Below are 14,941 nucleotides of genomic sequence, written 5' to 3'. Positions count from 1 at the left end.
GGGCCTTTTTCGACTCACCAGAAACCGGCTGAATTACTTCAGCTTGGTTTCCTTGTAGTCAACGTGCTTGCGAGCGACCGGATCAAATTTCTTGATCAGCATCTTCTCGGGCATGTTGCGCTTGTTCTTGGTGGTCGTGTAGAAATGACCCGTGCCGGCAGTCGACTCGAGCTTGATCTTTTCGCGGATACCTTTGGCCATGTCGTGCTCCTAGTATGTAGATTGGCGGGGAGGCCGATTAGGCCATTTCGCCGCGGGCACGCATTTCGGCCAACACGGCTTCAATGCCATTCTTGTCGATCGTGCGGATGGCCTTAGCCGAAACACGCAGGCGAACCCAGCGGTTTTCGCTTTCAACCCAGAACCGGCGCGATTGCAGGTTCGGCAGGAAGCGACGCTTGGTCTTGTTGTTCGCGTGCGAAACATTGTTGCCCACCATCGGGCCTTTGCCGGTCACTTGGCATACGCGTGCCATGGATGCACCTCTTTATGTCGTTCTTGTCGCGCATCGCTTGGGGGAGGTAGACAGGGTTTTAGCCGCCGGGCTGTGTAGTGCGCATGTGATGCGCATTTGGTGCGCGTTGTATTGCGCTACGTTGCCGGCCACCCAGTCTTAGTGGATGAGGGGCAAGTGAAACCTGCCCCGTGCTTATACCCGCTGCCTGCCATCCGCCTTGTACTGAGGTCTACCGAGGTATCTACCAAGGCATGCACCAAAATACCGAAATGCGCGGTTGGGGTCAGAGTGCTGAACTACAAAGCATAGTAGTCCCGCACGGGAAACTTCATGTGAAGACCGAGATTCTAATACGAAAATTGCTGGCAGATCAAGCGGTCAAGCTTGCGCGGTGTGCGTTTGCGCGACACGCCCAGAAACCCAGGACAGACAGGCGCAGGCCGCCAGCGTTGTGGTCAGGGGCAGGGCGCTATCCGTTTGCCAGGCGCTGACGGCGAATCCGGCCAGCGCGCCGCAGGATAATTGCAGCGTCCCCAATAATGCCGACGCCGCCCCCAGGCGCTTGCCCTGCTCCGATAGCGCCAGTGCCGCCGAATTCGGATTCACGAAGCCCTGGCTGCCCATGTAGCCGATCAAGCACACCATCAAGAGAGGCAGCGTCATCCAACCGGACAATGTCAGGGCCACCGCCACCAGGCTGGCCGTGGCCAGCGAAATCAGCGCCTTGTGCTGCAACTGGCGGGGGTATAGGTGCGCAACAGGCGGGCGCTGATTTGCGAGCAGATGATGAGCGACAGCGCGTTGGTGCCGAACAGCAGGCCGTAATACTGCGGCGGCACGCCATAAAGTTCGATGAATACGCGTGGCGAACCAATGATGTAGGCGAACATGCCGGCCTGGCCGAATCCGCCCGCCAGGCTGTGCGCCATGAAGCCGCGATGCGCGAACAGGTCGCGGTAGTTGCGCAGGATGGTGCTCCAGCGCAGCGGCACGACGCGCTCGGGCGCCAGGGATTCCTTCATGATCTTGGCTACGGCCACCATCAGCATGGCGCCGCCGACAAGCATGATCCAGAACAGGCTGCGCCACGAGGCAATGGCCAGCAATTGTCCGCCCGCCAACGGCGCCAGGATCGGGGCCAGGCCCATGATCAGCATCAGCAGCGACATGGCGCGCGCCGCCTCGTGGGTTTCGTAGTGGTCGCGGATGACCGCGCGCGGGATCACGATGCCCGCCGCGCCGCCCATGGCCTGCACCACGCGCCAGCCGGTCAGCGCTTCGACGGAACTGGACAACGCGCAGCCCAGCGACGCCACCATGAAAAGCGCCAGGCCCACCATCAGCGGCGGCTTGCGGCCAAAACGGTCGGCCATCGGCCCGTAGAACACCTGCGCCAGCGCCAGCCCGATCAGGTAGGCGGCCAAGGTGCGTTCGACATCGCCTCGGGGCACGCCCAGATTCGCCGCGATGGTCGGGAAGGCGGGCAGATACATATCGATGGCAAACGGGCCGATCGCAGTCAGCGCGCCCATGAGGATGAGCCAGCCGGGCAGGCCGCCACGGGAAACAGATGATGGGGACATGGTGATCGCGGTAAAACGCAGGGGACAGGGCGCGCCGGCGGTTACCCGCCAGCCGTGCGCCAAGCCAGCGACTGTATCACGGGCCGCCTTACAGCGAAGTGACGGAAATTATCCGATAAAGTCGCGAACGACCCGCTCATGTTCAGAGGAGAAGCTGTGAATCCTTTGTTGTCTGTCGTGGAACGCAAACTTGGCGCTTTGCCTGTGCCCGTCCAACTGGTGCTGCCTGACGGTGCGGTGCTGGGGCCGCCTGATCCGCGCGTGCGCTTCGTGACGCACGACAAGGCCGCGCTTGTCCATCTGGCCGAAGGCGCCGTGGGCGTGCTGGGGCAGGACTACGTGGAGGGGCGCATCGATATCGAAGGCAATATGCGCGACGTAATGGCTGCGGCGTCGGCGCTGTTGCCAGGCTCCCCGGTGGAGGCGGCGCGGGGCGGATGGCTGACCGAACTGGTACGCCGCGTGATGTCGGTGTGGCGTCATTCCATCGAGCGGGACGCCAAGCAGATCGAATTCCATTACGACCTGTCCGATGACTTCTACGCGCTGTGGCTGGACCCGCGCCGCGTCTATTCCTGCGCGTATTTCCGCACGCCGGACATGACGCTGGCACAAGCCCAGGAAGCCAAGCTCGACCTCATTTGCCGCAAGCTGCGCCTGCGCGAAGGCGACCGCTTTCTGGATGTGGGCGCGGGCTGGGGCGGCCTGCTGCTTTGGGCCGCCGAGCACTATGGCGTGGATGCCACCGGCATCACGCTGTCGCGCAACCAGCACGCACATGTGACGAAGTTGATTCAGGAAAAAGGCCTGGCCGGCCGGGTCCGCATGGAATTGCTGGATTACCGCAAGCTCGACGAGTCCACGCCCTACGACAAGATCGCATCAGTGGGCATGTTCGAGCACGTGGGCCGGGCGCAATTGGAAGGCTACTTCGCCAAGCTGCGCCGCCTGCTCAGACCGGGCGGGCTGATCATGAACCATGGCATCACGGCGGCGGGCGTCTACAACCCCGAGCTGGGCAATGGCATGGGCGAATTCATCGAAAAGTACATCTTTCCCGGCGGCGAATTGACGCATATCAGCGTGGTGATGCAAGCCATGACCAACGGCGGGCTGGAAGAGGTGGACGTTGAAAACCTGCGGCCGCATTACGCGCGCACGCTGTGGGCATGGAGCGATGCGCTGGAAGCTCGTTTGCCCGAAGCGGCGCAAGTGTTGAGCGGCGAGCAAGGCGCGCGGTCTTTGCGCGCCTATCGCCTGTACCTGGCGGGCTGCGCCATGGCGTTTGAGCACGGCTGGATTGCCTTGCATCAGATTCTGGGCCAGACGCCTGCCGTGGGGCGGGGCGACGAACTGGATAATCCGCCCGATCTGTCTTATCCCTGGCGGCGGGATTACATATATGCGGAAGGCTCGCGGGGCAGCCGTAGTTGATGCCTTGCTGAATTATTGCTGAACAGTATCTGAATATAAGCTGAATAAATAACAGATAATCTGCCGCCGATTCGGTGGTTTCCTGCTTTCGGACTGTCTCTAAACGACCTGAATGTACTAATACGATAAAAATATTTACTAAATGAATCCTCTATTTGAAACCAATTCTCCCTAGGGGAATTCGCCTGTTCCATTCGAATGTTTCAGGGTAATCCCCGAGGTTTTTCAGGCCAAATGTATCGGTTTTATTCCGCCTTGGGGTTGGGTGGCGCGGCAATTTCGTTTAAGATGCTGCCTTCTTCGTTCAGTTTGTTCAATTTCTGTGGGTTTTCAAGAATCACTTTTTTGAAACTCCTGTCTTGCAAGACACCGCGCCTTTGCGGTTCCTCTTGTCGCTAGTGTCGGTTTGTATTGGCGGTTCTGCCCGTCTTCCGCACAACCCCCTTAGCTCCACGGCACTTCCAGGTCAGCCCTGGCGTGTGTCCTTGAACCTATGGAGGCAAAAAGCCAATGCGTTTTACCCCTGTCAAGACCCTGGCCGCCGCGGCCGTCCTGTTTGCATTTGCTGGTGCGGCCCAAGCCGCCGACGCTCCTGAATGCGAAATCAAGCGCCCGGTCAATTTCGGCGCCATGAACTGGGAATCCAACCTGGTTCTGGTTGATGTCGAACGTTTCATCATGGAAAAGGGCTACGGTTGCAAGACCGAAACCCTGCCGACGGAAACCTTGCCCGCCCTGGCCGCGCTTGAGCGCGGTGACCTGGATATCAATACCGAGATCTGGCTCAACAGTGTGGCCGACCCCTGGGATCGCGCGCAAAAGACCGGTAAGGTCAAGCGCATTGGCGACCTCTACATGGGCGCCGAAGGCTGGTACATCCCCCGCTACACGGCGGAACGCCTGCCCGAGCTGAAGTCGGCAGCCGACCTGCCGAAGTTCAAGGACAAGTTCAAAGACCCCGAAGAACCCAACAAGGGCCGTTTCTATGGCTGCCCGGCGGGCTGGGGTTGCGAAGTCACCAGCAACAACTTGTTCCATGCCTTGAAGCTGGGCGACACCTACACGCTGTATTCGCCTGGCACCGGCGCCGCGCAGAAAGCCGCGTTGATGTCGGCCTACAAGCGTAAGCAGGACGTGGTCTTCTACTACTGGTCGCCCACGCCGCTGGTTGGCGCCATGGATCTGGTCAAGCTGGAAATGCCGCCCTACGACGCCGAAAAGCACAAGTGCCTGACGTCGACCAAGTGCGCCAACCCCCAGCCCAGCGCCTACCCCGACAACCCCGTCTTCACCGCCGTGAACACCAAGTTCTCGGAAGAAGCGCCGACGCTGACCGCGTTCCTGTCCAAGGTGTCGGTGCCGCTGCCGGTCATCAATGAAACGCTGGCCCACATGGAAGAGTCCGGCGATGATTCCAGCGCCGTGGCCAAGTGGTTCCTGAAGAACAAGTCCGACGTCTGGACCAAGTGGGTTCCCGCCGACGTTGCCAGCCGCGTCCAAAGCGCGCTGTAACGGGTTCAGGAGTTGGCCTCGCGCTGTCATGGCGCGGGCCGGCCCGGTCTGCCGCTAGTTCTGGCAGGCCGGGCCGCTGAACAGAAAGGTCCTTCAGGAAAGGTCCTTCAGGGAAAGTCCTTCAGGTAAAAGTCCTTAAGAGAAGAGAAAATGCCCTTAAGGGAAAAAGCCTCATGGCAGCTTCACGCCTAGGGTTTTTTCCCGTGAGATGGCCGCTGGCAGGGCGCTTGCGCCCGGCCGCCAGCACCAGGCGTTGCACCGCATGCCGCCTGCTTTCGTCAAGAAAGCCCTCTGGTTGCATGCCCATCCGGATTCCGGAATGCGTGGCGGCCCCCGCCGTCGGAAAGCGCCCAAGAATGGAGTCGAAACTATGTTTCCTGAAATTATTCCCGCCCGTCAGGTCAGGGCGGCAATCGACGGGTTCGTCGATCACCTGGTCACCAATTACGCCGACACACTAGAGACCCTGTCGCAGCCGGTTCTGCACGCGCTGGTGTGGCTGGAGCAATTGCTGCGCAGTTCGCCCTGGTGGGCCGTGGTGGCCGTTACCGTCGCGATCGCCTGGGGCGTCAGCCGCCGCATCGGCCTGAGCCTGGCCATGGGCGCGCTGCTGTGCATGATCGGCGTGCTGGGCCTGTGGGACGCCGGCATGCAGACCCTGGCGTTGATGATCATGGCCGCCGGCCTGTCGGTGGTCATCGGCATTCCGCTGGGCGTGCTGATGGCCCGCGTGAACTGGCTGCGTTCCATCATGCTGCCGGTGCTGGACGTGATGCAGACCATGCCCAGCTTCGTGTACCTGATTCCGGTCGTGATGCTGTTTGGCCTGGGCAAGATTCCCGCCATCATCGCTACCGTGATCTACGCCGTGCCGCCGCTGATCCGCCTGACCGACCTGGGCATCCGCCTGGTTGACCGCGAAGTGCTGGAAGCTTCGCGCGCCTTTGGCGCCAACCCGCGCCAGCAGCTCTTTGGCGTGCAGTTGCCGCTGGCGCTGCCCAACATCATGGCGGGCATCAACCAGACCACGATGATGGCGCTGTCCATGGTGGTGATTGCCTCGATGATCGGCGCGCGCGGCCTGGGCTATGAAGTGTTGCTGGGCATCAACCGCCTGGAAGTGGGGCGTGGCCTGTTGGCGGGCCTGGGTATCGTGGTGCTGGCCGTGCTGTTCGACCGGATCACGCAATCGTATGGACAGCGCATGCGCATGGGAGGCCAGCGATGAGCAAGATCGAAGTCAAGAACATCTACAAGGTCTTTGGATCGCACCCGAAGAAGTGGCTGGAAGCCGCCCAGGGCGGCATGAGCAAGGAACAACTGCTGGCCGAAAGCGGCCACACGCTGGGCCTGCGCGACATCAGCCTGTCGATTGAAGAAGGCAGCATCTACGTCATCATGGGCTTGTCGGGCTCGGGCAAGTCGACCTTGATTCGCCATTTCAACCGCCTGATCGAACCCAGCGCCGGCCACATCCTGGTCGACGGCGTGGACGTCGTCAGTCTGAACAAGCGCGACCTGGAAGTCTTCCGTCAGAAGAAGATGAGCATGGTGTTCCAGCGCTTTGGCCTGTTTCCGCACCGCACCGTGCTTGACAACGCCGCCTACGGCCTGACCGTGCAGGGCGTGGGCCGCGCCGAACGTGAAAAGCGGGCGCAGGACTGGCTGGAACAAGTGGGCCTGGCCGGTTTCGAAAACCAGTATCCGCACCAACTGTCCGGCGGCATGCAGCAGCGCGTGGGCCTGGCGCGCGCGCTGGCCACCGATGCGGAAATCCTGCTGATGGACGAAGCGTTCTCGGCGCTGGACCCGCTTATCCGCCGCGAAATGCAAGACCAGTTGCTGCAATTGCAGGCCAAGCTGAACAAGACCATCGTCTTCATCACGCATGACCTGGACGAAGCGCTGCGCCTGGGCAACCGAATCGCCATCCTGAAGGACGGCGAACTGGTGCAGGAAGGCACGCCGGAAGACATTCTGTTGAACCCGGCCAACGACTACGTGCAGTCTTTCCTGCAAGACGTGAACCGCACCAAGGTGCTCAACGCCACGCACGCCGTGAACCCGGCGCGCCTGACCTTGACGATGCGTTCGCGTCCGGCGCACGCGCTGGACCGCATGCGCGCCATGGACTACCAATATGCGCCGGTGCTGGACGGCAAGCGCCTGGCCGGAGTGTTGACCGCGAAGGCGGCCGAGCAGGCCATCCAGGAAGGCGTGCGCGACGTGTCACGCTTTGTTGAAGACCTGGCCTCGGTGCCGGCCACGGCGGGCCTGGGCGAAGTGTTGGCGCAGTTGGTGCATAGCGACCAGCCGGTGGCTGTCACGGGTGAAGACGACGAATTCCTGGGCATGCTGTCGCGCAAGAAGGTCGTGGAACTGGTGACCCCGGCATTGACGGAAACCGCGCAGGCGGAACCGGCCACCGCCGAACTGGAAGGCCAACCCGCGCCGGCGCATCGGGGCGAAGCGGCCTGATCGCCGGGACGCGCCGTTCATGGCGCGCCGCCCACGGCGTTGCGAGCTTTCCTGCGGCGTCCGACGTTTGAACTTTGCCCGCGTGCAATCGCTTGCACGCGGGCAAAGTCGTTTTATGATGGCTGGCCGGTCAATCGGTCCGGCATTCCCCATTCGCGTAATTGGAAGCCGTCATGCCCATTTTGAATGTCCAGATCCTGCAAGGCCACTCGGCCGCCCAGAAGGCCGCCTTGCTTACGGCCGCGTCCAACGCGGTGGTTGAAAGCATTGCAGCGCCGCTGCCCAGCGTGCGCATCGTGTTGCAGGAAGTGCCCGCCGAAAACGTGATCGTGGCCGGCGAGATCGGCAAGCGCATGGTGCGGGTGGACGTGGCGCTGATCGAGGGGCGCGACGAAGCCAAGAAGGCCGCGCTGATCGCCGCGCTGAACCAGGCCGTATGCACCAGTATCGACATCTCGGGTGACGACGTGCGGGTGCTGATCCGCGACGTGCCCAAGGTGGACATGGGCGTGGCCAACGGCATCAGCGCCAAGGCAGCCGGCCGCTAAGGCAGGCACGCAGGCACATAGGCGCGTGGCCACGTCGCCACGTCGCCACGTCGCCACGCAGCCACGTAGCCACACAACAACGCAGCAACGCAGCAGCGCGGCAACTCCCCCCGCGCGCTACTGCGTCTTCAGCCCCAGTTCGGCCACGAAGCGTTTCTCCTCGGCCACCTGCTTGACGGCGAATTCCGTATAGGCCGCACTGTCCATCAGCATGTGCGGCTGGTCCGCCGTTTCCAGGGCCCGGTTGTACTCCGGGTCGCGCGCCGCGCGGTGAAAGGCTTTTTGCAACGCGGCCACCGTCTTCGGGTCCATGCCCTTGGGGCCGGCGATGCCCACGGGATTGGTCGCCACGATGGGGTAACCCAGCTCGGTCATGGTGGGCACCTCGGGCACGCGCTTGGCGCGCGCATCGCCGATGATGGCCAACAGGCGCGCGCGTCCCGTGTCGATCATCGGGCCCCAGCCCGCGTCCGCCACCATCTGGATGTGGCCACCCAAGAGCGCCGTGGTTTCTTCCGCCGCGCCCTTGTACGGAATGAAATTGAACCTCGTGCCGGTCAGCCTGGACAGGCGTTCGATGGCAATGCGCCCCGACCCGCCCGCGCCCGTGGCGCCGTAGCTGATCTTCTCGGGGTTGGCGCGCGTATGGGCGATCAGTTCGTCCAGCGTCTTCCAGGGCGCATCCTGGCGCACCACGATGCCGTAGGAATACGCCGTCATGCAGGCGATGTACGTGAAGTCCTGAACGGGGTCGTAGTTCACCTGTTGCAGGAATGGGTAGCGAAACAGCGTGCCCACCACCACCGACACCGTGTAGCCGTCCGGCGCGGCGCTATGCGCCATAGCGGCCGGCCCCAGGGTGCCGCCCGCGCCTGGCCGGTTGGCAATGACGACGCTCTGGCCCAGTTCGCGCGAGGCCGCCACCGCCAGCGCGCGCATTTGCGTGTCGGTGGCGCCGCCGGCGGGAAAGGGCACGATCAACGTGATGGGTCGCGCCGGAAAGGTGGCGGCGCGCGCGGCGGGGCTGAGCGCCAACGCGGCTGGCACGGTAAGCCCCAACCCAAGCCCCAACTTCAGCAGGCTGCGGCGTCGGGGCAAGGCAATGCTGCAAGGATGATCCGTCATGGTTGTCTCCGTCCTGATTGTTATGGGCACAGCAAGAGGGGGCGGGCCAAGGCCTTACAGCGCGATGCCACGCTCGGCCAGGCTGGCGATGGCGGCGTCGTCATAGCCGGCTTCACGCAGGACCTGGGTAGTGTGTTCGCCCGGCAGTGGCGCCTGGCGGTGGATGGCGAATTGAAAGCCGGACATCTTCACGGGGCTGGCGATCTGCGCGGCCAACCCGTAGGCCGGATGCCGCGACGCCTGCACCATGCCGCGCGCGGTGAACTGCGGATGCGCCAGGCTTTCAGACAGTTTCAGCACGGGCGACACGCAGCAGTCCGCGCCCTCCAGCAGATCCAGCCAATGCGCCAGCGGCCGCGAGGCAAACAAGGCTTGCAGTTCGGACCGCAGCCACGCTTGCCGATCGGGGTCGCCATCGCGGTGCAGCGGCAGCAGCTCGGGCCGTTCAATCCGCCGGCACAGCGTGTCCCAGAACTTTGGTTCCAGCGCCGCCACGGCCAGGTAGCGCCCGTCTTGCGCGCGGTACTGGCCGTAGCAGGCCAGCGCGCCCGACAGCGTGTCGCCGCCCGCCGCGCGGGTGTCGCCATGTGCGTTCAACGTGGCCAGCGGCACCACCGCGCCGGCCAGGAGGCCGTCGGCGATGGCGATATCCACATAGCGCCCTTGCCCGGTGCGCTGCGCGTCCACCAACGCCGCCAGGATGCCCATCACCGCCGTCAGCGAACCACCCAGGATGTCCGCCACCGGCAGGTTTGAAAGCGCGGGCTGATCCGGCCCGCATCCCATCTGGTCCGCCACGCCCGCGTAGGCCGAATAATTCAGGTCATGGCCGGCGGCATCGCGCAGCGGGCCGTCCTGGCCGTAGCCGGTGATGCTGCAAACCACCAAGCGCGGGTTGTACCGCGACAAGGTCGGGTAGTCGGCCTTCAGACGCGCCGACACGCCGGGCCGAAAGCTCTCGATCAGCACATCTGCCTTGCGCGCCAGCGCCGCCAGCACGGCCTGCCCGTCGGGGTGTTTCAGGTCCAGCCGCAAGCCGCGCTTGTTGCGGTTGCACACGGCGCGCAGCGCTGGGGGCGCGTAATCGCCCGCCTGCGTGTCTTCGATCTTGATGACGTCCGCGCCCAGGTCGGCCAGGTACTGCGCGCCCAGCGGGCCGGGCAGCAAGCGCGACAGATCCAGGACTTTGATACCCGCAAGCGGAGCGGTGTTCGGCGTATCCAAAGAGGGACTCCGGTAAATACGAAGAGGCGGCCGGACTAAGGCAAAAGCCAGTCTAGGCGGGGCTTTGCGGCGAACCAATGGCGAAATCGCTGATTCGGCTTGGCGGGAATGCTCACGCCGGGCGTTCCGTGCCCGCATGCCTTTCGCTACCATCGACGCAGACGGTTCACGCCCCAGCCGTAGGAATCCGCCATGACGCATCACACCATTGCCGTGGGTCACATCGCCCAGATCCTGCAAGGCGCCCGCACGCGCGGCGTGGACGTTGATCGCGTGTTGCGGCGCGCGGACGTGCCGCCGGCCTTGTTGCAGGCGCCGATGGCGCGCGTATCACAGGCGCAGTTCGCGCAAATTCTGCGGATGTTGCGGCGCGCCACGCGCGACGATTTTCTGGGCATGGGACAGCGGCCGGTGCCGCTGGGCGCCTTTGCCCAGGCCTGCCGCCTGGCGGTGCAGGAAAGCACGGTGGGCCAGGCGCTGCGCGTGGCCTTTCGCTACTACCACGGCGTGCTGCGCGACTTCACCGCGCGGCTGTGTGTGGCGGGCGACACCGCGCGCATCGTGCTGGACGCCCGTGGCGAACCCGGCTGCACGCAGTGGTATGGCGAACGCACCTTCCTGTTCTTCACCTTGGGCGTGGCCAACTGGCTGGCGGGCCGCCGCATCCCCATCCTGGGCGTGGACTACAACGCGGGCACGCGCAGCGCGGACGCGCAACGGGTCTTTCACGCGCCGGTGCGCTACGGGCAGCCGGTCACGGGCTTGTGGCTGGAATCGCGTTGGCTGGCTTTGCCCGTGGTGCAGGACGCCCAGGCGCTCCAGGTTTTTCTGGCCAACGCCCCGTTTGATCTGTTGGTGAAGTATCAAGACCGCGCCACGCTGACCGATCGCATCCGCCGCCTGCTGCGCAACGACCTGTCCGCCGAGCTCCCGTCATTGGCGCAGGTCAGCGCGCAGTTGTCGATGACGCCGCAAACACTCAGGCGCCATCTGCGCGAAGAAGGGCAGGGCTTCCAGGTGTTGAAGGATGACTTGCGGCGCGACGCCGCCGTCGAATACCTGGGCCGGCATGACTTGTCCCTGATGGAGATTGCCGAGCGCCTGGGCTTTTCCGAGCCCAGCACGTTTCATCGCGCCTTCAAGAAATGGACAGGTGTGTCGCCGGGTGAGTACCGCCGCAACCAACTGGCATGCGTCCCCGACCCCGGACCCTGCCGCGTGATGCCGGGCGCTGACACTTTCCGCCAATCCATTTGATGCCTGCGGCCATTGCCGCGTTGCGCGCCCGGCGGGAAGCTATGGGCCAGGCAACGGGGTGCGCCAAGCACTCGAGGAGAAACAGGCATGAACAGAAAAGTTTGGGTGGCCGGCGTCGGCATGATCCCTTTCAGCAAACCCGGTGCAAGCGAGCCTTATTCCGTGATGGGCATGCGCGCCGCGCGTGTAGCCTTGCAAGATGCGGGCGTGCCGTACGACGCCGTGCAGCAAGCTTACGCGGGCTACGTCTACGGCGATTCCACATCGGGCCAGGCGGTGGTGTATGGCGTGGGCCTGACCGGCATTCCCGTCTTCAACGTCAACAACAACTGCGCCAGCGGCTCGTCTGCGCTGTTCCTGGCCCGCCAGGCCGTGGAAAGCGGCGCGGTGGAATGCGCGCTGGCCGTGGGCTTTGAACAAATGGTGCCCGGCGCGTTGAAAAGCGTCTACGAAGACCGGCCGTCGCCCTTGACCGGATTCATCTCTGCCATGACCGACGCACAAGGCTATGACACCGGCAAGCCTCGCGCCGCGCAGTTCTTCGGCGGGGCCGCGCGCAGCTACATGAAGCAGCACGACATCCGCGCCGACACCTTCGCGCGTATCTCGGTCAAGGCGCGCCAGCATGCGGCGCGCAATCCCTATGCCGTCTTTCGCCAGACCGTAACCCTGGCCGACGTGATGGACGCGCCGATGATCTTCGAACCCTTGACACGCTTGCAATGCTGCCCGCCCACCTGCGGCGCGGCGGCCGCCATCCTGTGTTCCGACGCCTTCGCGCGCCGGCATGGTTTGAGCCCCGCCGTCAGCATCGCGGCGCAGGCCATGACCACCGACACCCCTTCCACTTTCGACTCGGGCGACATGCGCTGCCTGGTCGGCTACGACATGACCCGGGCCGCCGCCGACCAGGTCTACGAGGCCGCTGGCGTGGACCCCGCCGATCTCGACGTGGTGGAACTGCACGACTGCTTCACGGCCAATGAACTGATCACCTACGAAGGGCTGCGCCTGACGCCCGAGGGCAGCGCCGAAAAATTCATCCTGGATGGCGACAACACCTACGGCGGGCGCGTCGTGACGAATCCGTCGGGCGGCCTGCTGTCCAAGGGCCATCCGCTGGGCGCAACCGGCCTGGCGCAATGCGCCGAACTGGTCTGGCAACTGCGCGGACAGGCCGACTTGCGGCAAGTGGAAGGCGCGCGGCTGGCCTTGCAGCACAACCTGGGGCTGGGCGGCGCCTGCGTTGTCACGCTGTACCAGGCGGCATGAAACAGGAGACAAAGACGATGGGTACGCTAGACGGCAAGGTGGCGCTGGTGTCCGGATCCGGACGCGGCATTGGACAAGAAATTGCGCTGAAGCTGGCGCGTGAAGGCGCGAAGGTGGTGGTCAACGATCTGGACCCGGCGCCCGCCAACGATACAGTCGCCATGATCCGCCAGGCAGGCGGACAGGCGCAGGCGTGCCCGGGCAGCGTTACCGCGCCAGGCTTTGCCGAGCGCTTCGTGGGTGCGGCCGTCGACACCTTCGGCGGGCTGGACATCATCGTGAACAACGCCGGCTACACCTGGGACAACGTCATCCAGAAAATGACCGACGAGCAGTGGGACGAGATCCTGGCCGTCCACCTGTCGGCCCCGTTCCGCATTCTGCGCGCAGCGTCCGGCTTCATCCGCGAAGCCGCCAAGGCCGAGGCCGCCGACGGACGCGAAGTGTTCCGCAAGGTGGTGAACATATCGTCCACCTCGGGCGTGATGGGCAACGCGGGGCAGGCCAACTACGCGGCCGCCAAGGCCGGCATCAATGGCCTGACGCGCGCCATGGCTAAAGAGTGGGGGCGCTACAAAGTCAACGTGAACAGCGTGGCGTTCGGCCTGATCAAGACGCGCTTGACCGAAGCAGCCGCCGACGGCGACGCCACCTTGGACATCGAAGGCCGGCAGATCAAGGTGGGCGTGAACCCGCAGGTGCTGAAAAACGCGGAAAGCCTGATCCCACTTGGCCGTGCGGGCACGCCTGCCGAAGCGGCGGGCGCCGTGTATCTGTTCTGCCTGCCCGAATCCAACTACGTCAGCGGACAGGTGTTGGTCGTGGGCGGCGGCCGGCCTTGATCGGGGATATGTCGATGGATACCCCAATGGAACCCCGCCCTGGCTGGATGGACGCCGACCTGACGCTGTTCCAGGATTCCACGCGCCGCCTGTTCGAAAAAGAATTCGTGCCCGACGAGGAAAAGTGGCGCAAGCAGCAGCATGCCGATCGCGATATCTGGCACAAGGCCGGCCGCATGGGGCTGCTTTGCGTCAGCATGCCGGAGGCCTATGGCGGCGCGGGCGGCAGCTTTGCGCACGAGGCCATCGTGGCGGCCGAGCAGGCGCGCGCCATGGTCTACGGCTTCAGCAACAATGTGCACAGCGCCATCCTGGCGCACTACATCCTGAACTACGGCACCGAGCCGCAAAAGCAGCGTTGGCTTCCGCAAATGGCCACGGGTGAACTCGTAGGCGCCATCGCCATGAGCGAGCCCGGCGCGGGGTCCGACCTGAAAAGCGTGCGCACCACGGCCAGGCGCGACGGCGACGCCTATGTCATCAACGGGTCCAAGACCTTCATCACCAACGGCTTGCATGCGGACCTGATCTGCGTGGTGGCCAAGACGGACCCCTCGGCCGGGTCGCGCGGGGTTTCGTTGATCATGGTGGAAACGCGCGACCTGCCAGGGTTTCGGCGCGGCAAGCTGCTTGAAAAATTGGGCCAGAAAAGCCTGGACACCACCGAGCTGTTTTTCGACGAGGTGCGCGTGCCGGTCGGCAACCTGTTAGGCGAAGTGGAGGGGCGCGGCTTTGTGCAGTTGATGCAGCAACTGCCGCGCGAACGCCTGCTGATCGCGGTGGGGGCGGTGGCCACGATGCGGCGCGCCATCGACGACACGCTGGCCTACACCCGCACGCGCCAGGTGTTCGGGCAGCCGCTCATCAACATGCAGAACACGCGTTTCAAGCTGGCCGAATGCGAAACGGTGGCCACCATCGCGGCGCGCTTTGTCGACGACTGCATCGTGCGGCAATTGCAAGGCACGCTGGACCTGTCCACCGCCGCCATGGCCAAGTGGTGGACCACGCAGATGAATTGCCAGGTCATCGATGAATGCCTGCAATTGCACGGCGGCTACGGCTACATGCTGGAAACGCCCATCGCACGCATGTATGCGGATGCGCGCGTGGGAAAGATCTACGGCGGTTCAAACGAAATCATGAAAGAAATCATCGCGCGGGGCATGACCGCCTAGCGCGGTCGGCACCTGCGCGGGAACCGGAGAC

The 14,941-nt window shown here is 64.0% G+C and carries 13 protein-coding genes and 1 pseudogene; 9 read left to right on the top strand and 5 right to left on the bottom strand.

Features of this window, described 5'->3' with window-relative positions:
• Nucleotides 1-33 precede the first annotated feature (33 nt).
• The 3 genes and pseudogenes from rpmG to P8T11_RS11880 all read right to left on the bottom strand — a co-directional run bounded on the left by rpmG (nt 34) and on the right by P8T11_RS11880 (nt 1,989).
• Nucleotides 34-201, bottom strand: a complete 168-nt coding sequence (rpmG, locus tag P8T11_RS11890; RefSeq protein WP_003810296.1) for a 50S ribosomal protein L33 — start codon at nt 199-201, stop codon at nt 34-36.
• A gap of 37 nt (nt 202-238) precedes the next feature.
• Nucleotides 239-475: a 50S ribosomal protein L28 gene (gene rpmB, locus P8T11_RS11885; RefSeq protein ID WP_050447723.1), complete on the bottom strand. Its 237-nt coding sequence runs from the start codon at nt 473-475 to the stop codon at nt 239-241.
• A 360-nt stretch (nt 476-835) separates the two neighbouring features.
• Nucleotides 836-1,989, bottom strand: a pseudogene (locus tag P8T11_RS11880) (Bcr/CflA family multidrug efflux MFS transporter).
• A 207-nt stretch (nt 1,990-2,196) separates the two neighbouring features.
• Between P8T11_RS11880 and P8T11_RS11875 the strand changes: the two are divergent.
• The 5 genes from P8T11_RS11875 to P8T11_RS11855 all read left to right on the top strand — a co-directional run bounded on the left by P8T11_RS11875 (nt 2,197) and on the right by P8T11_RS11855 (nt 8,012).
• Nucleotides 2,197-3,474: a class I SAM-dependent methyltransferase gene (locus tag P8T11_RS11875; RefSeq protein ID WP_268081756.1), complete on the top strand. Its 1,278-nt coding sequence runs from the start codon at nt 2,197-2,199 to the stop codon at nt 3,472-3,474.
• 510 nt (nt 3,475-3,984) lie between these two features.
• Nucleotides 3,985-4,986 (top strand): ABC transporter substrate-binding protein, encoded by a 1,002-nt coding sequence (locus tag P8T11_RS11870; RefSeq protein WP_050447725.1) that lies wholly within the window; start codon nt 3,985-3,987, stop codon nt 4,984-4,986.
• Between the two features lie 370 nt (nt 4,987-5,356).
• Entirely contained in the window at nt 5,357-6,214 is an 858-nt protein-coding gene (locus P8T11_RS11865; RefSeq protein WP_268081757.1) for an ABC transporter permease, read from the top strand.
• On the top strand, nt 6,211-7,464 hold the full coding sequence (locus P8T11_RS11860; protein WP_268081758.1) for a quaternary amine ABC transporter ATP-binding protein: 1,254 nt from the start codon (nt 6,211-6,213) through the stop codon (nt 7,462-7,464). The genes P8T11_RS11865 and P8T11_RS11860 overlap by 4 nt, the downstream gene beginning before the upstream one ends.
• Nucleotides 7,465-7,637: 173 nt before the next feature.
• On the top strand, nt 7,638-8,012 hold the full coding sequence (locus tag P8T11_RS11855) for a tautomerase family protein (RefSeq protein WP_100856958.1): 375 nt from the start codon (nt 7,638-7,640) through the stop codon (nt 8,010-8,012).
• A 117-nt stretch (nt 8,013-8,129) separates the two neighbouring features.
• On the opposite strand, the gene P8T11_RS11850 is transcribed toward P8T11_RS11855, so the two are convergent.
• Together P8T11_RS11850 and P8T11_RS11845 are read right to left on the bottom strand one after the other, a co-directional pair.
• Complete coding sequence (locus P8T11_RS11850) at nt 8,130-9,137, bottom strand: tripartite tricarboxylate transporter substrate binding protein (RefSeq protein ID WP_268081759.1); 1,008 nt, start codon at nt 9,135-9,137, stop codon at nt 8,130-8,132.
• Nucleotides 9,138-9,191: 54 nt separating this feature from the next.
• Nucleotides 9,192-10,361 carry a CaiB/BaiF CoA transferase family protein gene (locus P8T11_RS11845; RefSeq protein ID WP_268081760.1) on the bottom strand — a complete coding sequence of 390 codons (1,170 nt, stop codon included), beginning with the start codon at nt 10,359-10,361 and terminating at the stop codon, nt 9,192-9,194.
• Nucleotides 10,362-10,553: 192 nt separating this feature from the next.
• On the opposite strand from P8T11_RS11845, the gene P8T11_RS11840 reads away from it, so the two are divergent.
• The 4 genes from P8T11_RS11840 to P8T11_RS11825 all read left to right on the top strand — a co-directional run bounded on the left by P8T11_RS11840 (nt 10,554) and on the right by P8T11_RS11825 (nt 14,910).
• Entirely contained in the window at nt 10,554-11,618 is a 1,065-nt protein-coding gene (locus P8T11_RS11840; protein ID WP_268081761.1) for an AraC family transcriptional regulator, read from the top strand.
• 87 nt (nt 11,619-11,705) lie between these two features.
• A complete protein-coding gene (locus P8T11_RS11835; protein WP_268081762.1) occupies nt 11,706-12,890 on the top strand; it encodes a lipid-transfer protein in 1,185 nt (394 codons plus the stop codon).
• Nucleotides 12,891-12,907: 17 nt separating this feature from the next.
• Nucleotides 12,908-13,732 carry an SDR family NAD(P)-dependent oxidoreductase gene (locus P8T11_RS11830; protein WP_268081763.1) on the top strand — a complete coding sequence of 275 codons (825 nt, stop codon included), beginning with the start codon at nt 12,908-12,910 and terminating at the stop codon, nt 13,730-13,732.
• Between the two features lie 26 nt (nt 13,733-13,758).
• The gene (locus P8T11_RS11825; RefSeq protein ID WP_268081764.1) at nt 13,759-14,910 is read left to right on the top strand and encodes an acyl-CoA dehydrogenase family protein; all 1,152 of its coding nucleotides are present in this window, start codon (nt 13,759-13,761) and stop codon (nt 14,908-14,910) included.
• The last annotated feature ends 31 nt before the right edge of the window (nt 14,911-14,941 follow it).

This window comes from Achromobacter spanius, assembly GCF_029637605.1.
Lineage (GTDB): Bacteria > Pseudomonadota > Gammaproteobacteria > Burkholderiales > Burkholderiaceae_B > Achromobacter > Achromobacter spanius_E.
This window is presented reverse-complemented; position numbering and strand designations above follow the sequence as displayed.